Consider the following 24806-nt stretch of genomic DNA (forward strand, 5'->3'; position numbering starts at 1 on the left):
CGCCCGCGACAGCGCCATGCGGCCCGCCCTAGGCTGACCTCATGACGCAACCCGACACCGGCTGGCCGCGCGGACGCACCTACTGGGTGCTGGGCAGTGTCGTGCTCTTCGGCCTCGGCGCCGTGTTCGGCCTCGTCTGGCAGAACATCTGGCTGGGCCTGATCATCGCCGCAGCCGTCTCGGTCGGATGGCTCATCGCCTACGAATCCAGCCGGGGCCGCAACGTCGGCGTGAACGACCCCGACAACGGCATCCAGCTCTGAGGATCATCGGTAGTACACCGCGAGGGGGTATGCGCCGTCGCGGCGCACCTCGACGGGGGTGCCGAACACCTGCTCGAGGATCTGGGGGGTCATGAGGTCGTTCGGCGTTCCGACGTGCACGACGCGGCCGTCCGACAGCGCGACGATGCGGTCGGCGTAGGCGGCCGCGAAGTTGATGTCGTGCACGACGATCACGATGGTCTTGCCCAGTTCGTCGGCTGCACGGCGGAGCTGGCCCATCATGGCGACCGCGTGCTTCATGTCGAGGTTGTTCAGCGGCTCGTCGAGCAGGATGTAGTCGGTGTCCTGCGCGAGGACCATGGCGACGTACGCGCGCTGGCGTTGACCGCCCGAGAGCTGATCGAGGTAGCGGCCCGACAACGCCGTGAGGTCGAGGAACGCGAGGGCCTCGTCGACCCTCTCGTGATCGAGGGCGGTGAGCCTTCCTTGCGAGTGCGGGAAGCGGCCGAAGCCGACGAGGTCGCGCACCGTGAGCCGGGTGACGAAGTGATTCTCCTGCCGCAGGATCGAAACGATCCGGGCGAGCTCGCGGCCGGGCGTCGACGACACGTCGTGGCCGGCGACGGTGACGCGCCCGGTCGTCGCCGTCGCGAGTCGGCCGACGATCGTCAGGAGGGTCGATTTGCCTGCGCCGTTCGGGCCGACGAGGGCCGTGACGCCGCCCGCCGGGATGTCGAGGGTGACGGGCCCGAGCACCGTGAGGTCGCCGTAGGTCATGGTGACGTCGGTGAGAGAGATCACAGGCTCCCCTTCCGGAGGAGGTAGACGAGGAAGAACAGGCCCCCGGCGAACTCGATGATGATCGAGAGCATGCCCGCGGCGTAGAAGACGTGGCGCAGCACGAAGTACCCCACCAGCAGGGTCGCCATGCCCAGCAGCACGGCGAACGGGAGCACGACGCGATGCCGCGACGATCCGGAGAGCTGGTAGGCGAGGGTCGCGACGAGGAAGCCGAAGAAGGTCATCGGCCCCACCATCGTGGTCGACACCGAGATGAGCACGGCGACGAGCACGAGCACGCCGACCACCTCGCGGCGGTAGGGGAGCCCGAGCGAAAGCGACGTCTCGCGGCCGAGGGCGAGCACGTCGAGCCGATGACGCGCGCGCCACACGAGCAGGAGCACACCGGCGACGACCAGGGCACCCCAGGGGAGGTAGTCGGGGTCGGAGTTCGACAGGTTGCCGAACAGACGAGCCGAGAGGATGTCGAAGTCGCTCGGCGTCAGTAGTCGCTGCATTACGGTCGAGAGCGAGCCGAAGCCGACGCCGAGCACCACGCCGACCAGCAGCATGATGTGCAGGTTGCCGCGCCGACCGGCGAACAGCCAGCCGTACAACAGGGTGGCGAACCCCACCATCAGCACGCTCTGCACCACGACTTTGAGCAGGCCGTCGGTCGCCGAGAGGGCGGCGCTGCCGAAGAAGAACACGAGAGCGGTCTGCATCACGACGTAGAGCGCATCGAAGCCCATGATCGACGGCGTCAGAATGCGGTTGGCCGTGGCCGTGTGGAACAGCACGGTCGCCACCGCCTGGCAGCAGGCCACCAGCGCGATGGTCGCCACGCTCACGACGCGGAGGTTCACCGCGATACCGAAGCCCCGCGAACCGGGGGCGCCCGGAACATCCCAGGTCAGGACGCCGACGGCTGCGATCACGACGACGAGAGCCAGGATGCCGAAGCGCCAGGCGATCCGTGGGCGGCGAGAGCGCACGGGCGCGATTCTCGTCAGGGTGTCAGCCACGCGCGCGCATCCTCAGCAGCAGCGTGATGAACACCGCAGAGCCGACCACGCCCAGGATCATCGAGACGGGAACCTCGAACGGCGCGCGGATGACGCGCCCCACGATGTCGCAGACGACGACGATCGCGACCCCGCCCAGGCACACCCACGGCAGGTTCGTGCGGGCGTTGTCGCCGCGCCACATCGAGACGAGGTTGGGCACGACGAGACCGAGGAACGGCAGGAAACCCACCACGACGGTGGTCACTCCCGTCGCGACCGCGACGAGCGCCGTGCCGATGAGCAGAACGCGGGTGTGGTCCAGACCGACAGAGGTGGCGATGTCGCGACCGAGGCCGGCGACGGTGATGCGATCGGCGTAGAGGAACACCAGGAGCACCACGATCGCGACGACCCACAGCACCTCGTAGCGCCCGCGGACGATCGAGGTGAAGCTCCCCATGAACCACGTGCCGAGCATCTGCAGGGAGTTGGTCGAGACGGCCAGGTACGTGGTGAAGGCCGAGACGACGGCGCCGAGCATGATGCCGATGAGCGGAACGACGAGAGAGGACCGGAGCGAGATCCTCTGCAGGATGCCGATGAACACCATCGTGCCGACGAAGGCGGCGATCGAGGCGATCACCATGCGCACCCACAGGGGCGCTGCCGGCACGAGCAACACGGTGACGAGCAGGCCGAGCGCGGCCCACTCGGTCGTGCCGGTGGTCGACGGCTCGACGAAGCGATTCTGGGTGAGCATCTGCATGATGAGGCCCGACACGGCCATGGCGCAGCCGGCGAGGACGAGCGCGATCGTGCGGGGCACGCGAGAGATGACGAAGATCTCGCCACCGAAGTCGTCGGCGCCGAGGTCGTAGGCGCCGACGAACAGCGACACGATGACGAGAGCGGCGACACCGGTGACGGCTGCGGGCACGGCGAAGCGCTCGCGGGGGCGAAGAGCGGGGGAAGTCATGGCATCCGTCCTGTCCCGCTCGCGCGAGAGGTCGGCTCGTGTCGCCCGGCTGTGGCCTGGGCGACAGAACTCGACCGCTCACACGAGCGGGCCGGAGAACCGGTCAGGACGCGAACGCCTCGGCGGCCGAGCGGTACAGCTTCGTGTAGGCCTGGATGCCCTCGTCGAGGTAGAAGCTCGCGTCGAGGTAGACGATCTGGCCCTTCTGCACGGCGGGGACGTTCTTCAACGCCTCGGCGTTCTCGACCAGCTCCTTCGCCGAGACGTACCCGTCTTCCCCGAACATCGCGTCGCGATCGAGCACGAACAGCCACTCGGGGTTCGCCGCGGCGATCGCCTCGACGCTGATGTCGTCGCCGTGCGAGGCGTCTTCGGCGGAGCGTTCGAGCGCGGGAGTGAGGCCGAGCGTCGGGAACAGCGTCCCGACTCCGCGTCCCTCGCCGGGTGCCGCGTAGGCGATCTTGCCGCCCGAGGTGATCAGGCCCATCACCGTCTGCGACGGGTCGTAGGCCTCACGGGCGTCGGCGATCGCGGCATCCAGATCGGCGGACAGCTGCGCAGCCTCGTCCTCCTTCGCGAAGACCTGCCCGAGGATCGCCGTCTGACGCTTCAGCTCGGCGGCGTGGTCTTCGCCGTCGCGCGGGCTCGTCTCGATGGTCGCGGGCTGAATCTCCTTCAGCTGGTCGTAGATCTCGCGGAAGCGGTAGCCGCCCACGATCAGGTCGGGCTCGCTGGCGACGACGGCCTCGATGTCGGGCTCGCGGTGAAGGCCCACGTCGAGCACGTCGTCGTCGCCGGAGAGCGAGGGCCAGAGGTCGTACATGAGCGGCTTGGGAGCGGCGACGAGCGTCACTCCCCAGTCGCTGAGCGTCTGGAACGTCGTGTTGTCGAGGGCGACGACCCGCTCGGGGGCGATCGGAACCTCGATCGGTCCATGGTTGTCCTCGACGGTCACCGTGGTCGCGGCGGGGGCCTGATCGGCGGGGGCGGATGCCGCGGAGGCGCAGCCGGTGAGGGCGAGGGCGGCCGTCAGCGAGACGACGGTGAGGGGACGGAACAGGCGTGAACTCATGCGGATCTCTCCAGTGCTGTATGTGCGGGACGGCCCGGCCGAGATCTCGGCCGGGTCGAGAAGTTAGGTTAGCCTTCCCTTTGTGAAGAAGTCGAACCCGATCCCCGGAGCCCGTCTCGAACCCCGCCGCCACGAGCTGGTCTTCCGTTCGGCGACCCTCTCCCGTCGCACCTTCCTCACCCCCGCCTTCGTGCGTCTCCGGCTCGAGGGCGACGATCTGCGCGGATTCGACGCCCCCGGCGCCGACGATCACATCCGCGTGTTCTTCCCCGTGGAGCCGACCGCGGGGATCGACGACCTGCGTTCGGCCCCGAACCGCGAGTACACCCCGGTGTCGTGGGATGCCGTCGACGGTTGGCTCGACATCGACGTCGCGTTGCACGGCGACGGCGTCGGCAGCCGATGGGCCGAGACCGCGCTCGTCGGCGACGCGGTCGGCGTGGGTGGCCCACGTGGCTCCATGGTGCTCGAGGGCCGTCCGGACGCGTGGCTCCTGGCCGGCGACGAGACGGCCGTGCCCGCGATCCGCCGCTTCGCCGCGGCGATGGACGACGACGCGGTGGGGCGCATCGCGATCGAGGTGCCCGACGCCGCGCACGACCTCCCCGTAGCGGCTCCCCCCGGCGTCGAGGTGGTGCAGCTGCACCGGGGAGACCGCCAGGCGGGCGCCGAACTGATCGACTGGCTCGACGCCCTCGACGTCGAGGAGCGCCCCGACGGGTGCGTGTTCGGCTTCGTCGCCGCGGAGCAGTCGGTCGTGCGCGCCGGACGCGCCCTGCTCCTCGACCGCTGGACCGGCGACCCCGCGGCCACGATCGTGAAGGGTTACTGGAAGCGCGGCACCGCCGAGTACCACGCCCCGCACTGAGACGGGAGCCGTGGGCTCAGTCGCGCTGCACGCCGCCCACGAAGGCGAGCACGCGAGCGCGGAGGAACGGCGAGGTGAACGCCGTGAACGCCCCCGGCGCGAGCGTCGCCGATGCCCGCGCCGTGGCATCCGCCGCCGCCGCACGTACGAGGGGCACCTCGGCGCCGGTCGCGGTGAGCGCGTCGACGGCCCGCACGACGTATTCGTCCCCCACGGCGATGCGCTGGGCGATCGCGTCGGCGGGGTCGACGCCTGCGGCCACCGCCACCGCCTGGCTCGCCAGGAGCGGGGTGATGCTGCGGTCGTAGCTGCGTGCGGCGACCGCCAGCGCGAACCACTCGCCGCTCTCGTCGGCGCGCGACGAGAGCGTCTCGCGTGCCTCTTCGAGAGCCCGCAGCCGCACGGCGGCGGGGTCGTCGGCTCCGGGCGTCTCGTCGGCCCCGGCGTCATACGCGTCGTCGGCAGCGATCGCGGCACGGCGCAGCAGCGAGGCGAGACCGTCGAGGTCGGCGTCGGCGGCGACGGGGCCGGCATCGCCCAGAGATGCGCGTACGTCGTCGATCGTCCGAGCGCGGGCGAGGGACGCGGATGCCAGCGACGCGGCGATCCGCCCCGCCTCGAGCTGCGCGTCGTCGGCGTCGGCGTCGAAGATCGATCGGGCGAACGAGGCGAGCGCCCACGCCTCCGCGGTGGCGCCCGTCGTCGCCAGGAGGGCGTCGGCGCCGTCGAGCGTCGTCGGCGTCTCGCCGGCCAGAGCGGTGAGCAGGGCATCGGAGTCCGCGAGGACGGCGGACGCCTGCGCGGAGGCCTCGACCGCGGAGAGGGTGGACCCGCGCGCGGCCGCGGCGTCGTCCGCGGCCGAGAGAGCCGTCGCGAATGCGCCCGCGGTGTCTCCTGCCGCACTCAGCTCTCGCGCCCGTTGCACACCCGCGCGCACCCGATCCGCGAGGTCGCCGTCGAGCCCCTGCACCGCGGCGTCGGCCGCCGTCAGAGCGTCGTCGGTGGGCCCTGCCAGCGCCCCGTCGGTCAGCCCGTCGGCGTCTGCACGCGGTGAGGGGAGCGTGTCGGGAGAGGCGGCGGGGCTGGGGAAGGCCGCCTCGGGTAGATCCTCCCCCGTCATCACGGCGTAGGCGCCGGCGATGTCGGCCACCTCGGTGATCGTCATTCCCCCGGTCGCCGCGAGCTGATCGAGGTCGACCGGCGCCCCCGTGGCATCCGCCGCCACACGTTGCCCCGCGGGAACGAGGATCGTGTCGATCCCTCCCGCCTCGATCGCCGCCGAGACCTGCTCCGGCAGGCCCACGACGGGACTCACGATGCCGAGCGGCGTCACCCCGCCCGCGAGGGCGACGCCGGGCTGGATCTCGGTGCCGTAGTAGAGCGCGAGCACGCCGACCGCCGTCACGGCACCCGCGGACGGGGTCGCGATGCGCGCGTCGAAGCCGAACGTGTAGGCGGTGTCGGGGCGGGCGCCGGTGAGCAGTGTCGCGGCGGTGACGGCCGTCCACGTCGCCGACTGCGTGACCGGGTCGACGCCGCTGACGTCGTTCTCGGTGATGTCGATGCTGAGGTCGCCGCCGTCGGCGGACGCGGCGGTGATGCGCTGCGAGGTCAGTCCGCCCTTGGCGCCGCTGGCGTAGAGCACGGGCACCGTCACCTCGGAGCCCTCGAAGGTGCCGTCGGAACCCGTGCCGAAGCCGAGCGAGAACTTCAGGTCGCAACCGGCGAGCGCGAGCACGCCGATCAGCACGAGGGCGATCCCGGCGCGGCGCCTCACGGTGCGTCGGCGACGAACAGCGAGCACTCGGTGTCGTAGTAGTCGCGGGTGGTGCCGGCCGGGCGCATCCCGATGCGCTCGGCGACGGCCTTCGACGCCTCGTTCGCCGGGTTCGTCACCGCGACGACACGACGGATGCCGCGCTGGTGGGCGAGCGTCAGCACCGCTTCGGCCGCCTCGGTGGCGGAGCCCGCACCCCACGCGTCGGGGTGGAAGTGCCACCCGATCTCGACGTCGTTCTCGCGCCCGTCGCCCGCGTCGCGCGACCACGGGATGCGCTTGAGCAGCACCGAGCCGAGGAGGCGACCTTCGCGCGTCGTGACGGCCCGCACCCCGAGCACGCCCTCGGCGAGGCCCGCCCAGCGGTCGAGCAGGGCGTCGACCTCGTCCGGGTCGCTCATCACGCGACCGTCGCCGAGGAATCGACGCACCTCGGTGCGGCGGTACATGTCGTACAGGAACGCGCGGTCGTCGTCGGAGCGCGTCCACTCCCGCAGAATCAGGTGCGGCGTCTCGAGGCGCGTGCGGCGCATGGGCACGTGGGGGATGCCGTCTTCCGCGAACGGCGCCCCCGACACGACGAAACCGAAGCGGCCATACCAGCCGGCGAGATGCGCCTGGGCGTCGAGGAGGATGGGCACCCCGGGCGCCTCGACCTCGAGCTGCCCCACGGCCGCGCGCATGAGGTCCGCGGCGATCCCCCGGCCTCGGGCGTGCGGGGCGGTCGCGACTCGGCCGATCCGGGTGTTCGCGGGCTCGCGCAGCAGGCGGAGGGTCGCGAGCACGTCGTCGCCGTCCTGCGCCCACATGAGCTCTGCTCCCGGTTCGATGTCGCGGCCGTCGATCTCGGGGTAGGCGGCGTCCTGCTCCACGACGAAGACGGTGACGCGCATCCACAGGATGCGGTAGAGCGTGAGGGGGGCGATGTCGGCGACGGGCGCGCGGTGCACGGTGACGGCCATCCTTCGACCGTACCCGGGCCGGAGCCCGGCGATCCGCCGCCCGACGACGGCCGGCGCGCTGGACCGATGTCGGTCCCGGCCGCTAGCCTCCGGTCATGTCCTTCCAGTCCTACCTCGACAACATCGAGACCAAGACGGGTCTCACTCCGCGGCAGTTCATCGCCCTCGCCGAGCAGCGCGGTTTCGGACCCGGCACGAAGGCGACCCCGATCCTGGAATGGTTGAAGGACGACTACGACCTCGGGCGCGGCCACGGCATGGCCCTCGTGCACGTGATCACGAAGGGCCCGACGATCGGTGACGCGCACGTCGGTCGCACCGGGCCGCACGGCGACAAGAGCGACACCCTCTGGCTCGACGGCGCGGCGTCGAATCCGAACCCCTAACCTCGCGCCGAGAAGCGTTTCGACGCGGCGATCTGCTCGGCGACCCGCCGCAGCGCCAGAATGAGCGGCTCGACGAGAACGGTGCCGAGCACGACGTAGCGCACGGCATCGTCCATCGACGTCTCGGGTGTCGCGGCGAGCTCCGCCTCGCCGATCGCGGCGAGATGCGCGACATAGCTGTCCATGACCGACGGCGGCACGGTGAACCCGGCGCGGTCGAGCGTCGCCAGGGCCTGGGCGACGGCCCGGAGCTGATCGGGGAAGCAGTTGACGGGCGATCCGCCCATGCGTTCGAGCAGGGAGGTCGCCGCGGTCAGATCGAGATCGCCGTCGACCACCGGGGTCACGGCGGCATTGGCGGCACCGAGCAGGTCGTAAGGATTCTCGGGCGGCTCCTCGAGCACGCCGATCACCTTGCGCACCCCCGCGATGCCGACGCCCGCGTCGACGAGCGCGCGGATCACCCCGAGGCGCTGCACGTGCGGGATGCCGTAGCTCGCCTGCGTGGGCGAGGTCCGCTCCCCCTCGGGCAGGAGCCGCTCGCGCAGGTAGTACTTGATCGTGGCGACGGGCACTCCGCTGTGCGCCGACAATTCCGAGATCCGCACGGCTCACCCCCTTGACTCGATAGCAGGACTATCCAACACTGGATAGTGACACTATCGAGTGAGGACGAGCCATGGCATCCATCAACCCGGGGCGAATGACCCACCGCTACGACGGCGAGCTCGTCGTCTTCCACATCGGCATGACCGTCAACAAATGGTGGCGCCCCGACCAGTGGATGCCGCTGATGGGCGACATGCCCAGGATGCTGCGGGAGCTCAGCAGCGACCCCGATTCCGGACTGCTCGGTTTCACGATGCTGCTCAGCGCCCGAGGCCCCTACCTGGTGCAGTACTGGTCGTCGCTCGAGAAGCTCTACGCCTACGCCTCGGCCCCGACCCAGGAGCACCGCCCCGCATGGACGCGCTTCAACAAGCGAGCGCGCGCGGTGCCCGGCGCCGTCGGCATCTGGCACGAGACGCACGTGGTCGAACGGGCCGAGACCATCTACGTCGCTACCCCGCCGATGGGCTTGCCCCGCGCGACCGAGATCGTGCCCGTCGCCTCGCGTCACGATCGAGCTCGAGCGCGCGTGGCCGACGGCCGCACGGGTGGTGCCGCCGCCCCCGCCGGAGCGACAGACTGAGGGCATGGCCTCGATCCTCACCACTGCCGAAGAACTGCACGACGCCCTCGACGCCGGGGCCTTCGCCGACGGCGGGCCCGTCCGGGTGCTCGACGTGCGCTGGCGACTGGACCGGCCCGACGGGCGGCCCGACTACCGCGCCGGACACATCCCGGGCGCGCAGTACGTCGACCTCGACCACGACCTCGCCGCCCATGGCGCGCCGACCGAGGGCCGGCATCCGCTCCCCTCCATCGAGTCGTTCGAGCAGACCGCCCGCCGGTGGGGAATCGACGAGGGCGACACCGTCGTCGTGTACGACGACCTGAAGAACATGTCGAGCGCCCGGGCCTGGTGGCTGCTGCGCGCGGCCGGGGTCGCCGACGTGCGCCTGCTCGACGGGGCGCTGACCGCGTGGGTCGAGGCCGGGTTCGACCTCGAGGAGGGGGATGCCGCCGTTCCCGCCCCCGGCTCGATCTCGCTGGCCTACGGCGCGATGCCCACCCTCGCGCTCGACGAGGTCGCGTCGTTCGCCGACGAGGGGCTGCTGCTCGACGCGCGGGCAGGCGAGCGCTATCGCGGCGAGGTCGAACCCATCGACCCGCGTGCGGGCCACGTGCCCGGAGCGGTGAGCGCCCCGACCACCGAGAACGTCGGCGACGACGGACGCTTCCGCTCTCCCGGCGACCTGCGTTCGCGATTCCGGATGCTGGGGGCCGAAGACGGCATGAGCGTCGGCGTCTACTGCGGGTCGGGCGTGACGGCGGCGCACCAGGCGGTCGCCCTGACGCTCGCGGGCTTCGAGCCGCGCGTCTTCGCGGGGTCGTGGAGCCAGTGGTCGAACCACCCCGAGCTGCCCGCTGCGACGGGGCCGGAGCCGCGCTGAGGCGCCGTCACTGGTGGCTGAGCCTGTCGCAGCCACCCGCACCCGCGATGGCCCCGGTCGAGCTCAGGGACCATCGTGGGGCCCGGTCCCTTCGACAGGCTCAGGGACCTCGATCGGGCTCAGGGACCTTCCGCGTCGTCACGCCCAGAGGTCGCTGACGGGGATCTCGCGACCGAGCACGTTCTGGGCGGCGCGGTGCCCCGACAGCATCGCGCCGGGAACGGTCGCCGGATCGTCTCCCCACGTCGCCTCGCCCGCGAGGTGCAGCGCTCCGCCGGCGAGCGGCTCGGCGAGGTCGTCGTGGTCGGCGCCGATGGATCCGGGCAGCATGTAGGCGTACGACCCGCGCGAGAAGGGGTCGTCCTGCCAGCGGGTGACCAGGGCGCTCGTCGGCGCGGGCACGGCGTCGCCGTACAGGCGCCTCAGTTGAGCGAGGGTCGAGGCGACGATCTCGTCGTCGCTCCACCCGCGGGTGGCCACCGCCGCGGGCCCGGCCGCGAAGGTGAGCAGAGCGGGCTCGTCGTGCAGGCGGCCGAGGTCGTACCAGGAGTGCCACCACTCGCCCTCGTCGCCGAGCTGACGGATGCCGTAGACCCCGTCCTCCCAGAAACGCTCGGCGAAGCGCAACACGACCTTCTCGAACGCGTTCATGCGCAGCAGATCGAGCGCACGCCGATGCCCGGCCGGAAGCGCGGGATCGAACACGACGTCTCCCGCGTGCAGGACGCCGACGGGGACGGTGACGACCGCCCGCACCGCGGAGAACGTCCCCCTGTCGGTCTCGACCTCGACACCACCGTCGTTCCATCGCACGCGTGACACGACGTGCTGGAACCGCACGTCGAGGCCCGCCGCGAGATGGCGTGCCAGCTCGTCGTAGCCCTCGGGGAAGACGACCTCGTCGCCGTCGACCGTGTCGTCGTCGAGCCCGTGGGCGCCGAGTCCGTGCATGCCGATGCCGTACTGCTCCTGCGCGCGGCGGTCGTTGTACTCGCGCACGCGCTCGGTTCGCTCGTCGTCCCAGCCCTGCTGCTGAAGCGCCCGCTCCACGACCTCGCCGTAGGTGGCGTCGGTGGCCGCGGTGGCGATGATGTCGACGAGGGCGGCGTTGAGGGCGCGGATGTCATCGGCGTATTGCCGGACCTCGGCGCGATCGAGTCGACGCCCCTCGGCGTCGAAGTACGTCAGCGGGCGGGAGTCGGCCTGATATCCACCGACCGTGAATTCCACCATCGGCATGCCGAAGGCGCGCGCCGCCGCGGCGACCGGGCTGTCGGTGATGCCGTGGATCCACGAGGCGCCGCGGTCGGTGACGTGACCCCCGGTGCGGTCGGTGAAGACCCGGCCGCCGACGCGGTCGCGCGCCTCGAGCACCACGACCCGGTGTCCGGCCTGTGCGAGCAGCCGGGCAGCCGTCAGGCCGGAGATTCCGGCCCCGACGACGAGGGTGTCGAGCTGGTCCATGTGTCCTCCGCGTGCTCGTGGTTCCGAGACGCTATCGAGGACGGCGGGCTCGCGGCATCCGCCACTCCGGCGCGCACGCGCCGATGCACTGGACGCGGTGTACAGCGATCAGGCGACCGGGGCCTCCTCGTCACGACGCTCGGGGACCCGCCCCTTGCGGCCGTAACGCAGCCAGAAGAACAGGTAGCAGAGCCCCACGAAGGGGATGCCGAACCACAGGGCCGCGACCTGGTTGGGGTCGAAGGCGATCGCCACGATCGACGCGGTCAGCAGCACGAAGGCGAGGATCGGCACGAGCGGGTACATCGGCGTGCGGTAGGCGAGGGTGGAGAGGTCTCCTCCCGCGCGCAGGAACTGGCGCCGGTGGAAGAACTGCGCGGCCACGATGGCCATCCACACAGCCACGGCCGCGAACCCGGCGATCGACACGAGCACGATGTACACCGTCTCGGCGGCGACGACGCTGGTGATCAGCGAGACGAGGCCGATCGCGAGACTGACCAGCAGGGCCACCATCGGGATGCCGCGGCGCGTGAGCTTCGTGAAGGCGCGGGGGGCGTATCCCTCCTCGGCGAGGGAGAAGAGCATGCGCGCGCACGAGTACAGGCCGCTGTTGCCGACCGAGAGCAGGGCGGTGATGACGACGAAGTTCATGATGTCGGCGGCGTACGGGACCCCGACGATGTCGAAGACCTCGACGAAGGGGCTCTCGCTGACGCCGGCCCTGTCGTACGGCAGGAGCGCGGCGATCACGACGATCGAGCCGACGAACAGCACGAGCAGACGGAGCACCGTCGAGCGCAGCGCGCGGGGGATGTTGCGGGCGGGGTCCTTCGTCTCACCGGCGGCGACACCGACGATCTCGGCCCCGCTGAAGGCGTAGAAGACCGCGAGCGAGGTGATGAGCACCCCGCCGAGACCCGCGGGCAGAAGCCCCTCGGGCGTGACGAAGTTGCTCAGCAGCACCGCCTCGTGCGGCTCGGACGAGAGAGGCGTGAAGCCGAAGATCGCCATGCCGCCCAGCACGATGAGGGCGACGATCGCGAGCACCTTGATGAGGGCGAACCAGAACTCGGTCTCGCCGAAGACGCGCGCCGAGATGGCGTTGAGGGTGAACAGCACCGCGGCGAAGACCACGCACCACACCCAGACGTCGACGTTCGGGAACCACCTCTGCATGAGGATCCCGGATGCCGTGAACTCCGACCCCAGCGCGACGATCCAGCACAGCCAGTACAGCCACGCCGTGGCGAAGCCGGTCGCCGGTCCCATGGTGCGCGCGGCGTAGATGTGGATCGAGCCCGAGACGGGGTAGGTCACCGCGAGCTCGCCGAGGCACACCATGACGAGCCACACGACGAAGGCCCCGAGCAGGTACGCGAGCACGGCTCCGAGCGGCCCCGCCTGGGCGATCGTGTACCCCGAGCTGAGGAAGAGGCCCGACCCGATGACGCCACCGAGGGCGATCATGACCAGGTGGCGGGCGTTCATGGCACGGCGGAGGCTCCGCTCTGGCTGAGGGATCGCCGTCTCGGGAGCGGACGAATCGGTGGGACGACTCATGGGGGGCTCGCAATCATGATCGAGCCCGGAGCCGTCGAGGCGTCCGGGCGACGCAGAAACAGTAGTCGATGTGCACGCGGAGCGGCACGCGGCCGCTCGCTACGCTGGGGTCATGACGCTCGCCGACGGCACCTCCGACGACGACGCCGACGCGACGTCGACCGTGAGCCGGGCCTTCGACGTGGTCGCGAGCTTGGCGAGTCTCACCCGCACGCGCTCCGGGGCCTCGGTCACCGACGTCGCCCGCGACCTGGGGCGCGACCGCTCGCACGTCTCGCGCACCCTCACCGCCCTCGCGGCCCAAGACGTCGTCGTGCGCGACGAGCAGCGCCGGTACCGCCTCTCGTGGGCGTGGTACACCGCCGCGGAAGACCTCGTCGACCGGCGTCTGCGCGCGGAGGGCATCGAGGTGCTCGACGAACTGGCACTGTCGACGGGCGAAGCGGTGTTCCTCGGCGTGCTGCGCGGAGACACCACCGTCACCGTCGTCGAAAGCATTCCCGCCTCGTCTCGCATGGTCGGAACGTGGATCGGCCGCGCCTACCCCGCCTTCTGCAGCGACGCCGGACAGGCGGTGCTGTGGGACGCCGACGACGACGAGGTGCGCGCCGTGCTCGCCGCCACCCGCTTCGAGGCCGCCGGGCCCCAGGCGCCGCGCGACGTCGAGGACTTCCTGCAGCGTCTGCGCGCCGCGCGCGAGCGCGGCTACGCCATCGTCGACGAGGAGGCCGAGGCGGGGTTGTACTCCGTGGCCGCGCCGGTGTGGGACTTCCGCGGAGAGGTCATCGCCGCGGTCCAGGTCGTCGGTGTGCGCACCGCCCTCGAGCCCCGCACCGGCGAGATCGCCGACGCCTGCAGCGCGGCCGCACGCTCCCTCTCGGAGCGCCTCGGCGGCATCCGCTAGTCGGTCGCGCCCGCGGCGAGCGCGCTGAGGCGTGCGGCACTGTCGGCGAGGAGTGCGGTGATGCGCCGCGTCTGCGCCGCACCCGTAAGAGGACCGCTCACCGACACCGCCGCGACGATCCCGTCGGTCCCGCGCACGGGCAGCGCATGATCGGTGACCCCGGCCACGTACTCCTCGTGGGCGGTCACGATCCCGCGCTCGCGGTCGCGCCGCAGCAGGGCGTCGACGTCGTCGACGGAGCGCGCGGCTCCCGGGCCGCCCACGCCCACGAACTGCGCGTCGGCGAGGAGCGCGCCGAGGTCGTCGCGCGAGTGATCCCAGAGCAGGGCGCGCCCCGCCCCGGTGCACCAGATCGGCGCGACGGCGGAGGGACGCAGAGTCCCCTCGCCGTTCGCCTCCACCCCCTCGATGCGCAGCAGCAGGGCGCGCTGGCCGTCGGCGGCGACGACGCGCGCGGTCATTCCGAGCTGGGCGGCCATCGTGCGCAGGTGTACGCGGGCCGAGCGGAGCCACGGCTCGTGCCGGGCGGCCGACGCGCGGAGGAACGCCGGGCCCGCGCGCAGAGCCGAGGCCGCGTCGCGCTCGACGAAGTCGAGGCGCCGCAGCTCCTGCGTCACGCGCGAAGCCCTGCTGCGTTCGACGCCCGCCGCCTCCGCGAGCCGCGCGAGCGCGAGGCCCGGGCGACCCGAGCGCTCGCGTTCGACGGCCGCGGTGAGCAGCGACAGTCCCTGCGTCAGCGAGGCGGGCGCGGTCATCAGCGTCTTTCGGTCGAGGGCGTCTCGGTGGGGGTGGCTCCTCGACGACCGTACCGCCACCAGAAGAACAGGTAGCACGCCACCACGAACGGGATGCCGAAGTACAGCGCCGCGACCTGGTTCGGGTCGAACGCGATCGCCACGATCGAGGCCAGCAGCAGCACGAAGGCGAGGATCGGCACGACCGGGTAGAACGGGGCGCGGTAGGCGAGCGTCTTCACGTCGCCGCCACCGCGGACGAAGGCCCGTCGGTGGAAGAAGTGCGCCGCGACGATCGACATCCACACCGCCACGACGGCGAAGCCCGCGATCGAGACGAGCACGAGGTAGACGGTCTCGGCCGCGATCACGCTCGATACCAGCGACACCAGGCCGATGGCCATGCTGACGCTGAGGGCCACGATCGGGATGCCGCGACGGGTGAGCTTCGTGAACGAGCGCGGGGCGTGCCCCTCCTCGGCGAGGGAGAAGAGCATGCGGGCGCACGAGAACAGGCCGCTGTTGCCGGCCGAGAGGAGCGCGGTGATGATGACGAAGTTCATGATGTCGCCGGCGAAGGGGACGCCCACGTACTGGAAGACGTCGACGAACGGGCTCGAGGTCAGCCCCGCCTGCTCGTAGGGCAGGATCGCGGCGATGACGGTGATGGAGCCGACGAAGAGCACCAGCAGACGCAGCACGGTCGAGCGCAGCGCCTTCGGGATGTTGCGCGCGGGGTCTTTCGTCTCACCCGCCGCGACTCCGATCAGCTCGGAGCCGCTGAAGGCGTAGAACACCGCGAGCGAGGTCATGAGCACGCCCGCGACGCCGGTGGGGAACAGACCGTCGGGGGTGACGAAGTTGCTGAAGAGCACGGCGCCGGGGTGCTCGCTCGACAGCGGGGTGAAGCCGAAGACGGCGGCGGCGCCCAGGACGATGAGCGCCACGATCGCGACGACCTTGATGAGCGAGAACCAGAACTCCGTCTCGCCGAACACTCGTGCCGAGATCGCGTTGAGCCCGAACAGCACGCCCGCGAACACGAGGCACCACACCCACACCGGCACGCCGGGGAACCACCTCTGCATGAGGATCCCGGCGGCGGTGAACTCCGAGCCGAGGGCGACGACCCAGCAGAGCCAGTACAGCCAGGCCGTCGTGAACCCGGTCGCGGGGTTGATCGCCCGCGCCGCGTAGATGTGGAACGCCCCCGACACTGGGTAGGCGACGGCGAGCTCGCCCAGGCACGCCATGACCAGGTACACCACGAACGCGCCGATCAGGTAGGCGACCACCGCGCCGAGGGGCCCGGCCTGGTTGATCGTGTAGCCGGAACTGAGGAACAGCCCCGACCCGATCACGCCGCCCAGCGCGATCATCACGAGGTGGCGGGCGTCCATGGAGCGCTGCAGGCGGCGCAGCGGCACCTGCGTGGCGACCGTCAGCGGCAGGGAGTTGGGCAGGGTGGCGGGGTCGGTGGATCTGGTCATGGCTTCTCGCATTCGAAGAGGAGGGAGCGGATCGCAGTTCGTGCTGTATGAACACTGCACCGTGTTCATTTCGCACATGTTTCCACGGACCCTAGCGTGCACCCCACCCCCGCTCAAGAGCCGGCGACGCATTCGCGACGAACGGACGATCCTTCCGCGACACCGACGAAACGGCATCCGCCAGCGCCCGAACGACAGGGGCGTGGTGCCGTGACGTCGTCGCACGATCGTCACAGTCCCTTCCGCACCCCTCCCGAGGAGCACCATGAACCGTCACGATCTCGCCCTCATCGGCTTCGGCGGCGTCAACCGCGCGCCGGCCGACCTCATCCGCACCCGCGGAGACGAGCTGGCCGAGGAACTCGGCTTCGCCCTGCGCGTGGTCGCGATCACCGACCTGCGCCTCGGCTCGCTCGTGCAGGACGAGGGCATCGACCTCGACGCGGTGTTCGCGCTCGGCGCCGACGACACCTTCGCCGCATGGCCCGGGGGCGCGGCCGCCCCGCGCAACGCCGAGGTCATCCGCGAGACGAGCGCCGACATCGTCGTGGAGGCGACCTTCACCAACCCCCACGACGGAGAGCCCGGCGTCTCGCACGTGCGCCTCGCGCTCGAGGCCGGCAAGAGCGTCACCACCACCAACAAGGGTCCCGTCGCCCTCGCCGGCACCGAGCTGAACGCCGTCGCCGCCGCCCACGGCGTGCACTTCGCGTACGAAGGGTCGGTCGTCAGCGGCACCCCGGTGCTGCGCTTCGCGGCATCTAGCTTGCAGGGACTGCGCATCGACGCCGTGCGCGGCATCCTCAACGGCACGAGCAACTACGTGCTCGGGCAGATGGAAGCGGGAATGAACCTGGCCACCGCCGTCGCCGAAGCGCAGACCCTCGGATACGCCGAGGCCGACCCCTCGGCCGACATCGAGGGGTCCGACGTGCGCCTGAAGGTCGTGATACTCGCCAACGAGGTGCTGGGCGCCCGCATCACCCCCGCCGACGTCTCCTGCACCGGCATCACCGACCTCACGCCCGCCGATATCGCGGATGCCGCGGCCCGGGGTCTGCGCTTCAAGCTCATCGGCTCGGCCGAGCGTCGCGCCGACGGTTCGATCGACGCCCGCGTGGAGCCCATGGCCCTTCCTCTCACCCACCCCCTCGCCGGCATCAGCGGGCCGACCAACGCGGTGTCGTTCGACACCGACCTGCTCGGAACCGTCACGGTCAGCGGCCCCGGCGCCGGCCGCGTGGAGACCGCGTACGCCCTGCTGTCGGACATCATCGAGATCGACGCCCGCCTCTCGCGCACCGCCGAGGCGAAGCGATGACGATCGTGGCCCCCTCCTCGTCGCTCGAGGTGCGCAACCCCTTCGACGACACCGTCGTCGGGCACGTCGCCCTCACTCCCGTCGACGATGTGCCCGCGGTCCTCGCCCGGGCCCGCGTCGGCGCGGAGCTCTCACGCGGACTCTCGCGCTTCGCCCGTCACGGCGTCCTCGAGCGCGCGGCCGCCCTGCTGCGCGAGCGCTCCGACGCCGCGAGCGCCCTGATCGTGCGCGAGGCCGGCAAGACGATCCGGCAGGCCCGCAAAGAGGTGCGCCGCGCGGTGACGACCCTGTCGCTGTCGGCCGAGACCGCCCGCTCGGCGACGGGCGAGGTCATCCCGTTCGACGCGTTCGAGGGATCGGAGAACCGCAAGGGATGGTTCACCCGCGAGCCGCTGGGCATCGTCGTGGCCATCACGCCCTACAACGACGCCCTCAACCTCGTCGCGCACAAGCTCGGCCCGGCTCTCGCCGGCGGCAACGCCGTGGTGCTGAAGCCGTCGCCGTACACCCCGCTCATGGCCGAGTTCCTCGTCGGCATCCTGATCGAGGCGGGCCTTCCCGATGAGATCGTGACCGTCGTGCACGGTGATCGCGAGGTCGCCGCAGCACTCGTCGCCGCGCGCGAGGTGCGCATGGTGTCGTTCACCGGCGGCTTCGCCACGGGCGAGGCCATCGCGCGCGGAGCGGGGCTGAAGCGCCTCGCGATGGAACTCGGCGGCAACGCGCCGGTGATCGTCTTCGACGATGCCGACATTCCGCAGGCCGTGGAGGCGTGCGTGTCGGGGGCGTTCTGGGCCGCCGGGCAGAACTGCGTGGGAGCTCAGCGCATCCTCGTGCAGCGCGGGATCTTCGAGGCCTTCCGCGCGCTGTTCGTCGACGCGGCGGCGGCCCTGCGCGCGGGCGACCCCGCCGACGAAGCCACCGACGTGGGGCCCATGATCACGCCCGCCGCCGCGCTGACCGCCCAGCGCGTGGTCGATGACGCGGTGCGCGCCGGCGCCCGCGTGCTCGTGGGGCACCGCCTCGAGGGGTCGGTCTACTCCCCCACCGTCGTCGAGGGCGTGCCGCTGTCGTGCGAGCTGTGGGCCGACGAGGCCTTCGCCCCCGTGGTCGTGCTCGCCCCGTTCGACGATGAAGACGATGCCGTCGCCCAGGCGAACGACATCGAGTACGCGTTGCACGCCGGCACCTTCACCCGCGACCTGGGGCGCGCGCTGCGCGTCGCCGATCGCCTCGAAGCCGGGGGCGTGATGATCAACGACTCCTCCGACTACCGCGTCGACAGCATGCCGTTCGGCGGAGCCAAGTTCGGGAGCATGGGTCGCGAAGGAGTCCGCTTCGCCTACGAGGAGATGACCCAACCCAAGGTCGTGTGCATCAACGCATGATCGACGGATGCCGCGGCTCCCGCCACGAGAGGGGCCGCGGCATCCGCACGCCCGTCGGTCGCGCCCCGCCGGTCACACGCCGGCGATCACGCCCTGTCGATCACCCGGGTGAGCGAGACCGACGTCACGGTGTCGGAGACCTCGGGGAGGGCGGCGATGCGCTCCCAGATCTGCCCGATCCTCTCCATCGATTCGGCGCGGATCGTCACGAGCAGGTCGAACTGCCCCGAGAGGATGTCGCACTGCACGACCTCGGGGATGCGCGTCAGCTCGGTGATCACCCCGGCCCCGCGCATGCGGTCGGCGCGGTAGACCAGCACGATTGCGGTCACACGGCCGTCGTCGACGCGGGGGCGCGCGAGCGTGTACCCGGCGATCAGGCCGTCGCGTTCCATCCGTTCCATGCGCTGCTTCACCGCGTTGCGCGAGAGGTGCACGCGCGCGGCGAGCGTGACGAGCGGGATGCGGGCGTCGGCCTGCAGTTCGGTGAGGATCCGCTCGTCGACGGCATCCGTCCGCGGTCGGACCATGGTTCTCCCTATGTGCATATAGAGCACTAGGCAATGCTCATATTGCACGTTAGGGTAGCCGAGAACATCGCCGCCGTCACGCGCCGAGACGCAGAAAGGACCGCGATATGACGACCCGTCCCGATCGCACCCTCGCCGACAGCCTGTCCGACGCGAGCCTCGCCGTCCACGGCGGCATCGAGCTCGACAGCACGAAGGCCCTGCGCACACCCCTCGTCATGGCGAACTCCTTCGCCCTGCCCGACGATCCGAGCGAGATCAGCTGGTCGGCCACGGCCCCCGGCCTCTACACCCGCAACACCGGCGTCAATCAGCTCGCCCTCGAGCGCAAGCTCGCGGCCCTCGAGCACGGCGAAGACGCCGTGGCCCTGGCATCCGGAGTCGCCGCCCTCCACGCCGTGTTCTTCACGCACGTGCGCGCGGGCGACCACGTCGTGGTCAGCGACGTCGTCTACGAAGCGACCTGGCGCCTGTGGACCGAGCTGCTCCCCCGCCGATACGGCATCGAGGCGACCTTCGTCGACGTGACGGATCCGGATGCCGTTCGCCAGGCGATGCGGCCCGAGACGGTGCTCGTGTGCGTCGAGGCCATCGCCAACCCGACCACCAAGGTCGCCGACATCACCCTGCTCGCCGAGATCGCCCACGCCGGCGGGGCGATCCTCATGGTCGACTCGACCTTCACGCCTCCCCCGTTCTATCGCCCGCTCGTCGACGGCGCCGACCTCGTCGTGCACTCGCTCACCAAGTTCATCAACGGTCACGGCGACGCGATGGGCGGCGCGGTCATCGGGCGCACCGACCTCATCGAGCCGATCAAGGCCGACGCCATGGTCGACGTGGGCGGCATCATCTCGCCGTTCAACGCGTGGATGATCCAGCGCGGCTCGGTGACCCTGCCACTGCGCCTGCGCCAGCACTTCGCCTCCGCCCAGCGCGTCGCCGCGTTCCTCGAGGCGGATCCGCGGGTCGCGTTCGTGGCCTATCCCGGCCTCGCCTCGCACCCGCAGCACGAGCTCGCGGCACGGCAGTTCGGGGGCGACGCCTTCGGCGGCATGATGGCCTTCGCCCTCGACGGCGATCCCGACCTGCAGAACCGCTTCGTCGCGCAGCTGCGGCTCATCACCTCGGGCTTCTCGCTCGGGCACGACGACAGTCTCATCGTGCACACCGCCGCCGAGGGGCCGCGCACCGGGACCTACCCCGAGGAGTTCCGCCGCTACGGCCACCTGCGTCTGTCGGTCGGCCTCGAAGACGCCGACGACCTGCTCGCCGATCTCGCGGCCGCGCTCGAGGCGATCAGCCGCTGAACGCCGTCAGCCCTCGGGGCCGGATTCGGGGAACAGCGCCTCGATCGTCGTGACCACGCCGTGGTCGAGGTGCGAGGGGGCGCGGTGCCGTGCGCGCGCCACCACCTCGGGGTGGGCGTTGTCCATCGCGAACGACCAGTCCGCCGCATCCATCATCTCGAGGTCGTTCAGGTAGTCGCCGAAGGCCGCCGTCTGCGCCGGCACGACTCCGAGGGCGTCCTGCAGGCGCCGCAGCGCCGTGCCCTTGTCGACGCCGGGCTGCATGATGTCGACCCAGTGACGCGCCGACACGACGACGCGAAGCCTGTCGGTGAGATCGTCGAGAGCGGGCCCCACGCTGTGCTCGGCGATCGCGAAGTCGTACACGGCGATCTTCAGCACGTCGTCGTCGGCGGCGAGCAGGTCGTCGACCGTCTCGAGAGCGGCGTAGTACGCCTCGGCGTTCCTGCGGAAGGCGGCGTCCGCCCGCTCGATGTAGGCGGAGCGCTTGCCGCACAAGACGACCCCGAGGTCGTAGCCCTGCGCGATCAGCGCGCGCAGGCGCCGGATCACACGCTCGACCTCGTCACGGGCGAAGACGTCGGATGCCACCTCGACACCCTCACGCACGACGTAGGCGCCGTTCTCGGCGATGAAGGTCATGCCGTCGGCCGCCGCGCCGAACTCGCGTCGCAGCGCCGCCAGCTGGCGGCCGGACGCGGGGACGAACGAGACGTCGCGAGCCGCGAGGCGCGGGAGCAGATCCCACAGACCCGCGGGGACCTTGCCGTCTCCGTCGAGAAGGGTGCCGTCCATGTCGACGGCGATGAGGCGGATGTCGTGAGGCACGGTCCATTGTTTCAGGCGCAGGTGAACAGCGAACCCGGGGGCGGGCGGAACCCCGCCGTCGAGCGTTGAGGCCGTGACCGGAGGAGGGGCATGGCGCGGCAGGAGGGGTCCGTGGCGCGGCGGAAGGCGCGCGAGCATCGCCGAGGGCGCATGGCCGGAGCTCGGGAGTGCCGTCTGCGCGCTCACCTCCCCCACTTGCTTCAGAACGGCGCCACCTCGTCTTCGGGCGGCGACGGATCGTCGGGGAGAAACCGCACCGCTGGCGAGTACGGCAGTGGCTCGTCGGCGTAGACCCGACCGGAGGGAGACGTCCACTCGAGCACCCCGCCGGTGCGCTGCCTGACCTTCCACCGGGTGAACTGCTTCTGCGAATGATGTCGCTGGCACAGATGGGCGAGGTTCGCGACATCAGTCGCGCCGCCCAGAGCCCAGTCGACGGTGTGATCGACCTCGCATCGGACCGCAGGGACCACGCACCCGGGCCAGCGGCACCGGCGATCGCGGGCACGGAGGTGCCGGTCGATCGCCGCGGTGCGCTGGTACGTGTCGGTCATCAGCACGGCACCGGTGACGGGGTGGGTGATCACGCGATCCCAGGGCAGCGCTGTCGCCTCGGCGATGCGGCGAGCCGTGTCGAGATCGATGGGCCCGTGCCCGACCAGCTCGGCGGGGTCGAGATTCTCATCACCCGGCCGCAGCACCGACAGCGCGGGGACGACCACCTGCACGCGGGCGCGGATCGCGCCGAGCGCTCCCGGCCCGTCGCCCGAGGCCGTGGGATCGGCGACGGGAGCGGCGGCCAGCAGCAAGTCGGCGAGGATGTCGGCACGCAGCTGCGCAGTGGTGCGCTCGTCGGTCGCGACCGCGGCCGCGCCGAGCGGCGTGGTCGCGGCATCCGCACCCCGTGCGTCGCAGACCCCGTCCGCCGCGAGGCCCCCACCTCGCGCGTCGATCAGCACCCTGCTCTGCTGCGTCAGTCGGTCGTAGATGCCGACGGCGAGCACGGTGGGGAGGGTCGCAATGAGGTCGGACATGCCGTCGACGCCGGGGACGACGCGGACACAACGCGTCTCGCGGCCCCGCTGATGCCGCTCGGTGAGCGTCGTCGGCTGCAGCTTCTCGGCGACGGCCGCCAGGCGCGATCGCAGTCGGCCCGGGCTCAACCGAGGGCCGAGCTCCACGGCGATCGCATCGAACTCGGCGCGGCGGTCTTCGGGGAGTTCGGCGCCGATCTCGGCGATCCCCCGCACGTGTGCACGCGTGAGCGCCCCCGCGCTCCAGGCTCCGAGGGTCGCGGGGAAGTCGTCGACGATCCGCATCGCCCACCCGATGTGCGCCTGCACCGTGCGATCGGAGAGGCGTTGCGCCGCCGCCACCTCGGACGCGATCTCGCGGAGGGCCATGTCGGACGCGCGGACCGAGGGTCGCCCGCCGTTCGCGTCGACGCCGAACTGCCCGAGAGCCGCGTAGGCGCGGGTGCGACGAGCCTCGGCGGCGGCGAAGGCTGCGTCGGCGGCGAGCGCCTCGGCCACCAGGGCCTGACGGGTACGCGGCCCGTCTGGCGGAGGCGTGGAGGGCGTCTCGGATGACATGTCTGCATGCTAACGAGCACCTCCGACATTGCCCGGGGCCCGGAGCCTCGGCGGTCACCGGCCGCCCGAACCTATGAATAACGAAAGCGTCACGGAGACCTCTTCCCTTCCGTTATCTCACCGTTATAGAGTGCTCACACGGTAGTTGTTTTGCTGTGGCAGCTACCGACATGTGATTGCAGGACACTCTGGTGCAGGAAAGGGCCGGTCGGGAATCTCCCGACCGGCCCTTCGTCCGTTTCCGGATGCCGAGTACCCCGCGGCGCGGAAGGATGGAGTCGTGAAAGACGAAGAGCTGACCGAACCCGATGGGCGCATCGTGCTCGTACGTCACGGCGAGACGGCGTGGAGTCGTTCCGGCAAGCACACGGGGCTCACCGACATCCCCCTCACCGAGACCGGTGCCTACAAGGCCGAGCTCGCCGGCACCCTGCTGGCCACCCGGCGTTACGACCTTGTGCTCACGAGTCCCCTCCAGCGCGCGGTCGAGACCGCCGCGCGAGCGGGCTATCCCGATGCCCAGCCCGAGAAGCGTCTCGTCGAATGGGACTACGGCGCTTACGAGGGCCTCACGACCCCCGAGATCATCGAGCAGCTGGGCCATCCGTGGACGGTGTGGGACGGCACTCCCGCCGGGGAGACGCCCGGCGAGTCCGTCGCGCAGGTCACGGCGCGGGCCGAGTCGCTGCTCTCCGAGCTGCGCCCTCGCGTGCGCGCTGGCGAGCAGGTGCTGCTGTTCTCGCACGGGCACTTCCTCCGCGCCCTCGCGGGAACCTGGCTCGGCCTGACCGCCGCGGGCGGGCGCTATTTCGTGCTCGGCACCTCCGCGGTCAGCGAGCTCGGCTTCGAGCACGGCACCGAGGTCATCACGCAGTGGAACCACGTGCGCGGTCGTTGAGAGCTCGTTCGAAATCGGTCACGAAAACATAACGAGAACCTCTTCCCCTCCGTTACCTCACCGTTATAGAGTGCTCGCACGGTAGTTGTTTTGCTGTGGCAGCTACCGACATGTGATTGCAGGACACTCTTGGTGCAGGGACAAGGGCCGGCCGGAAGCCTCTCCGACCGGCCCTTACTCTGTGTGCCGCGCCTACGTCGAGAGAGCGGTCCCGCCGAGCCGCTCCCCTACGCTGAACCTATGACCGATCGTCGTCTCGCCGTGCAGGCCTGGGAGAGTCTCTTCCGCGCCCAGCACGAGGTGTTCGACGACATCCGCACCGATTTCGACGGCACCGAACTCACGCAGGCCGAGTACGACGTACTGCTCACCGTCACCCGCGCCCCGCGCATGACGGCACGCTTGCGCGAGGTCACGGGCAACATGCTGATCAGCCAACCGAGCGTCTCGCGACTGGTCGAGCGGATGGTCGCACGCGGCCTCGTGAGCAAGTGCGCCGACCCGGAAGACGGACGCGGGTCCCTGGTGACGGCGACCGAAGAGGGAGCGGTCATCTTCCGTCGCATCGCCGCCTCGCACGCCCGCTCCATCGCCGAGCGCATGGCGCGCCTGAGCGACGCAGAGCTCGCGCAGCTGCACGCCCTCACCGCGAAGCTGCGCGACGACGCCTGATCC

General features: G+C 71.0%; 25 protein-coding genes. 11 read left to right on the forward strand and 14 right to left on the reverse strand.

Annotated features, from left to right (window positions below):
• Nucleotides 1–41: 41 nt before the first annotated feature.
• Nucleotides 42–263: a hypothetical protein gene (locus M3667_RS12585; RefSeq protein WP_230705013.1), complete on the forward strand. Its 222-nt coding sequence runs from the start codon at nucleotides 42–44 to the stop codon at nucleotides 261–263.
• 3 nt (nucleotides 264–266) lie between these two features.
• Here the strand turns inward: M3667_RS12585 and M3667_RS12590 are convergent, their stop codons facing one another.
• From M3667_RS12590 to M3667_RS12605, 4 genes are all read right to left on the reverse strand, one after another.
• Nucleotides 267–1025: an ABC transporter ATP-binding protein gene (locus tag M3667_RS12590; RefSeq protein WP_251508451.1), complete on the reverse strand. Its 759-nt coding sequence runs from the start codon at nucleotides 1023–1025 to the stop codon at nucleotides 267–269.
• On the reverse strand, nucleotides 1022–2029 hold the full coding sequence (locus tag M3667_RS12595) for an iron chelate uptake ABC transporter family permease subunit (RefSeq protein WP_251508452.1): 1008 nt from the start codon (nucleotides 2027–2029) through the stop codon (nucleotides 1022–1024). The genes M3667_RS12590 and M3667_RS12595 overlap by 4 nt, the downstream gene beginning before the upstream one ends.
• Nucleotides 2022–2987: an ABC transporter permease gene (locus M3667_RS12600; protein WP_251508455.1), complete on the reverse strand. Its 966-nt coding sequence runs from the start codon at nucleotides 2985–2987 to the stop codon at nucleotides 2022–2024. Before M3667_RS12600 ends, M3667_RS12595 begins: the two co-directional genes overlap by 8 nt.
• Nucleotides 2988–3090: 103 nt before the next feature.
• Entirely contained in the window at nucleotides 3091–4059 is a 969-nt protein-coding gene (locus M3667_RS12605) for a siderophore ABC transporter substrate-binding protein (RefSeq protein WP_251508457.1), read from the reverse strand.
• Nucleotides 4060–4141: 82 nt separating this feature from the next.
• On the opposite strand from M3667_RS12605, the gene M3667_RS12610 reads away from it, so the two are divergent.
• Nucleotides 4142–4927, forward strand: coding sequence for a siderophore-interacting protein (locus tag M3667_RS12610; protein WP_251508459.1), 786 nt, complete (start codon nucleotides 4142–4144; stop codon nucleotides 4925–4927).
• Between the two features lie 16 nt (nucleotides 4928–4943).
• On the opposite strand, the gene M3667_RS12615 is transcribed toward M3667_RS12610, so the two are convergent.
• Nucleotides 4944–6704 carry a S16 family serine protease gene (locus tag M3667_RS12615; RefSeq protein ID WP_251508461.1) on the reverse strand — a complete coding sequence of 587 codons (1761 nt, stop codon included), beginning with the start codon at nucleotides 6702–6704 and terminating at the stop codon, nucleotides 4944–4946.
• Nucleotides 6701–7666, reverse strand: a complete 966-nt coding sequence (locus tag M3667_RS12620; protein WP_251508463.1) for a GNAT family N-acetyltransferase — start codon at nucleotides 7664–7666, stop codon at nucleotides 6701–6703. The genes M3667_RS12615 and M3667_RS12620 overlap by 4 nt, the downstream gene beginning before the upstream one ends.
• A 95-nt stretch (nucleotides 7667–7761) precedes the next feature.
• Here M3667_RS12620 and M3667_RS12625 point away from each other — a divergent pair, with 95 nt between their 5' ends.
• Nucleotides 7762–8052, forward strand: coding sequence for a DUF4287 domain-containing protein (locus tag M3667_RS12625; RefSeq protein WP_251508465.1), 291 nt, complete (start codon nucleotides 7762–7764; stop codon nucleotides 8050–8052).
• Here M3667_RS12625 and M3667_RS12630 read toward each other — a convergent pair.
• Complete coding sequence (locus M3667_RS12630; RefSeq protein ID WP_251508467.1) at nucleotides 8049–8660, reverse strand: MerR family transcriptional regulator; 612 nt, start codon at nucleotides 8658–8660, stop codon at nucleotides 8049–8051. The two genes, M3667_RS12625 and M3667_RS12630, sit on opposite strands and share 4 nt — an antisense overlap.
• A 71-nt stretch (nucleotides 8661–8731) precedes the next feature.
• On the opposite strand from M3667_RS12630, the gene M3667_RS12635 reads away from it, so the two are divergent.
• Both M3667_RS12635 and M3667_RS12640 read left to right on the forward strand, forming a co-directional pair.
• Nucleotides 8732–9244: a DUF4188 domain-containing protein gene (locus M3667_RS12635; RefSeq protein WP_251508469.1), complete on the forward strand. Its 513-nt coding sequence runs from the start codon at nucleotides 8732–8734 to the stop codon at nucleotides 9242–9244.
• A 4-nt stretch (nucleotides 9245–9248) separates the two neighbouring features.
• Nucleotides 9249–10109, forward strand: a complete 861-nt coding sequence (locus tag M3667_RS12640) for a sulfurtransferase (RefSeq protein WP_251508471.1) — start codon at nucleotides 9249–9251, stop codon at nucleotides 10107–10109.
• Nucleotides 10110–10247: 138 nt separating this feature from the next.
• Here M3667_RS12640 and M3667_RS12645 read toward each other — a convergent pair whose 3' ends face one another.
• Both M3667_RS12645 and M3667_RS12650 read right to left on the reverse strand, forming a co-directional pair.
• The gene (locus M3667_RS12645; protein ID WP_251508473.1) at nucleotides 10248–11573 is read right to left on the reverse strand and encodes an NAD(P)/FAD-dependent oxidoreductase; all 1326 of its coding nucleotides are present in this window, start codon (nucleotides 11571–11573) and stop codon (nucleotides 10248–10250) included.
• 108 nt (nucleotides 11574–11681) lie between these two features.
• The gene (locus M3667_RS12650; RefSeq protein ID WP_251508475.1) at nucleotides 11682–13136 is read right to left on the reverse strand and encodes an amino acid permease; all 1455 of its coding nucleotides are present in this window, start codon (nucleotides 13134–13136) and stop codon (nucleotides 11682–11684) included.
• Between the two features lie 112 nt (nucleotides 13137–13248).
• Between M3667_RS12650 and M3667_RS12655 the strand changes: the two genes are divergently transcribed.
• Nucleotides 13249–14040, forward strand: coding sequence for an IclR family transcriptional regulator (locus tag M3667_RS12655; RefSeq protein WP_251508477.1), 792 nt, complete (start codon nucleotides 13249–13251; stop codon nucleotides 14038–14040).
• Here M3667_RS12655 and M3667_RS12660 read toward each other — a convergent pair.
• Both M3667_RS12660 and M3667_RS12665 read right to left on the reverse strand, forming a co-directional pair.
• Nucleotides 14037–14795: an IclR family transcriptional regulator C-terminal domain-containing protein gene (locus tag M3667_RS12660; protein WP_251508478.1), complete on the reverse strand. Its 759-nt coding sequence runs from the start codon at nucleotides 14793–14795 to the stop codon at nucleotides 14037–14039. The two genes, M3667_RS12655 and M3667_RS12660, sit on opposite strands and share 4 nt — an antisense overlap.
• Nucleotides 14795–16264 carry an amino acid permease gene (locus tag M3667_RS12665; protein ID WP_251508480.1) on the reverse strand — a complete coding sequence of 490 codons (1470 nt, stop codon included), beginning with the start codon at nucleotides 16262–16264 and terminating at the stop codon, nucleotides 14795–14797. The genes M3667_RS12660 and M3667_RS12665 overlap by 1 nt, the downstream gene beginning before the upstream one ends.
• Nucleotides 16265–16529: 265 nt before the next feature.
• On the opposite strand from M3667_RS12665, the gene M3667_RS12670 reads away from it, so the two are divergent.
• Entirely contained in the window at nucleotides 16530–17585 is a 1056-nt protein-coding gene (locus M3667_RS12670) for a homoserine dehydrogenase (RefSeq protein WP_251508482.1), read from the forward strand.
• Nucleotides 17582–18973 (forward strand): aldehyde dehydrogenase family protein, encoded by a 1392-nt coding sequence (locus M3667_RS12675; RefSeq protein WP_251508484.1) that lies wholly within the window; start codon nucleotides 17582–17584, stop codon nucleotides 18971–18973. The genes M3667_RS12670 and M3667_RS12675 overlap by 4 nt, the downstream gene beginning before the upstream one ends.
• A gap of 86 nt (nucleotides 18974–19059) precedes the next feature.
• On the opposite strand, the gene M3667_RS12680 is transcribed toward M3667_RS12675, so the two are convergent.
• Nucleotides 19060–19503, reverse strand: coding sequence for an Lrp/AsnC family transcriptional regulator (locus M3667_RS12680; RefSeq protein WP_144832275.1), 444 nt, complete (start codon nucleotides 19501–19503; stop codon nucleotides 19060–19062).
• Nucleotides 19504–19610: 107 nt separating this feature from the next.
• Between M3667_RS12680 and M3667_RS12685 the strand changes: the two genes are divergently transcribed.
• Nucleotides 19611–20813 (forward strand): PLP-dependent aspartate aminotransferase family protein, encoded by a 1203-nt coding sequence (locus M3667_RS12685; RefSeq protein WP_251508486.1) that lies wholly within the window; start codon nucleotides 19611–19613, stop codon nucleotides 20811–20813.
• A gap of 6 nt (nucleotides 20814–20819) precedes the next feature.
• Here the strand turns inward: M3667_RS12685 and M3667_RS12690 are convergent, their stop codons facing one another.
• Nucleotides 20820–21641, reverse strand: coding sequence for a Cof-type HAD-IIB family hydrolase (locus tag M3667_RS12690; protein ID WP_308196460.1), 822 nt, complete (start codon nucleotides 21639–21641; stop codon nucleotides 20820–20822).
• A gap of 200 nt (nucleotides 21642–21841) precedes the next feature.
• The gene (locus tag M3667_RS12695; RefSeq protein ID WP_251508488.1) at nucleotides 21842–23233 is read right to left on the reverse strand and encodes an HNH endonuclease signature motif containing protein; all 1392 of its coding nucleotides are present in this window, start codon (nucleotides 23231–23233) and stop codon (nucleotides 21842–21844) included.
• 280 nt (nucleotides 23234–23513) lie between these two features.
• Here M3667_RS12695 and M3667_RS12700 point away from each other — a divergent pair, with 280 nt between their 5' ends.
• Together M3667_RS12700 and M3667_RS12705 are read left to right on the forward strand one after the other, a co-directional pair.
• Nucleotides 23514–24131: a histidine phosphatase family protein gene (locus tag M3667_RS12700; protein ID WP_251508490.1), complete on the forward strand. Its 618-nt coding sequence runs from the start codon at nucleotides 23514–23516 to the stop codon at nucleotides 24129–24131.
• A 240-nt stretch (nucleotides 24132–24371) separates the two neighbouring features.
• Nucleotides 24372–24803 carry a MarR family winged helix-turn-helix transcriptional regulator gene (locus tag M3667_RS12705; RefSeq protein WP_251508492.1) on the forward strand — a complete coding sequence of 144 codons (432 nt, stop codon included), beginning with the start codon at nucleotides 24372–24374 and terminating at the stop codon, nucleotides 24801–24803.
• The last annotated feature ends 3 nt before the right edge of the window (nucleotides 24804–24806 follow it).

The sequence above is a fragment of the Microbacterium sp. P26 genome, from assembly GCF_023712585.1.
GTDB lineage: Bacteria > Actinomycetota > Actinomycetes > Actinomycetales > Microbacteriaceae > Microbacterium > Microbacterium algihabitans_A.

Bases quoted from the DNA above. Each gene is read 5' to 3' on its own strand.
- M3667_RS12665 (WP_251508480.1), bottom strand. From the start codon at position 16,264: ATGACCAGATCCACCGACCCCGCCACCCTGCCCAACTCCCTGCCGCTG.
- M3667_RS12685 (WP_251508486.1), top strand. From the start codon at position 19,611: ATGACGACCCGTCCCGATCGCACCCTCGCCGACAGCCTGTCCGACGCG.
- M3667_RS12625 (WP_251508465.1), top strand. From the start codon at position 7,762: ATGTCCTTCCAGTCCTACCTCGACAACATCGAGACCAAGACGGGTCTC.
- M3667_RS12620 (WP_251508463.1), bottom strand. From the start codon at position 7,666: ATGGCCGTCACCGTGCACCGCGCGCCCGTCGCCGACATCGCCCCCCTC.
- M3667_RS12600 (WP_251508455.1), bottom strand. From the start codon at position 2,987: ATGACTTCCCCCGCTCTTCGCCCCCGCGAGCGCTTCGCCGTGCCCGCA.
- M3667_RS12645 (WP_251508473.1), bottom strand. From the start codon at position 11,573: ATGGACCAGCTCGACACCCTCGTCGTCGGGGCCGGAATCTCCGGCCTG.
- M3667_RS12640 (WP_251508471.1), top strand. From the start codon at position 9,249: ATGGCCTCGATCCTCACCACTGCCGAAGAACTGCACGACGCCCTCGAC.
- M3667_RS12585 (WP_230705013.1), top strand. From the start codon at position 42: ATGACGCAACCCGACACCGGCTGGCCGCGCGGACGCACCTACTGGGTG.
- M3667_RS12705 (WP_251508492.1), top strand. From the start codon at position 24,372: ATGACCGATCGTCGTCTCGCCGTGCAGGCCTGGGAGAGTCTCTTCCGC.
- M3667_RS12635 (WP_251508469.1), top strand. From the start codon at position 8,732: ATGGCATCCATCAACCCGGGGCGAATGACCCACCGCTACGACGGCGAG.
- M3667_RS12670 (WP_251508482.1), top strand. From the start codon at position 16,530: ATGAACCGTCACGATCTCGCCCTCATCGGCTTCGGCGGCGTCAACCGC.
- M3667_RS12650 (WP_251508475.1), bottom strand. From the start codon at position 13,136: ATGAGTCGTCCCACCGATTCGTCCGCTCCCGAGACGGCGATCCCTCAG.
- M3667_RS12675 (WP_251508484.1), top strand. From the start codon at position 17,582: ATGACGATCGTGGCCCCCTCCTCGTCGCTCGAGGTGCGCAACCCCTTC.
- M3667_RS12680 (WP_144832275.1), bottom strand. From the start codon at position 19,503: ATGGTCCGACCGCGGACGGATGCCGTCGACGAGCGGATCCTCACCGAA.
- M3667_RS12655 (WP_251508477.1), top strand. From the start codon at position 13,249: ATGACGCTCGCCGACGGCACCTCCGACGACGACGCCGACGCGACGTCG.
- M3667_RS12660 (WP_251508478.1), bottom strand. From the start codon at position 14,795: ATGACCGCGCCCGCCTCGCTGACGCAGGGACTGTCGCTGCTCACCGCG.
- M3667_RS12695 (WP_251508488.1), bottom strand. From the start codon at position 23,233: ATGTCATCCGAGACGCCCTCCACGCCTCCGCCAGACGGGCCGCGTACC.
- M3667_RS12605 (WP_251508457.1), bottom strand. From the start codon at position 4,059: ATGAGTTCACGCCTGTTCCGTCCCCTCACCGTCGTCTCGCTGACGGCC.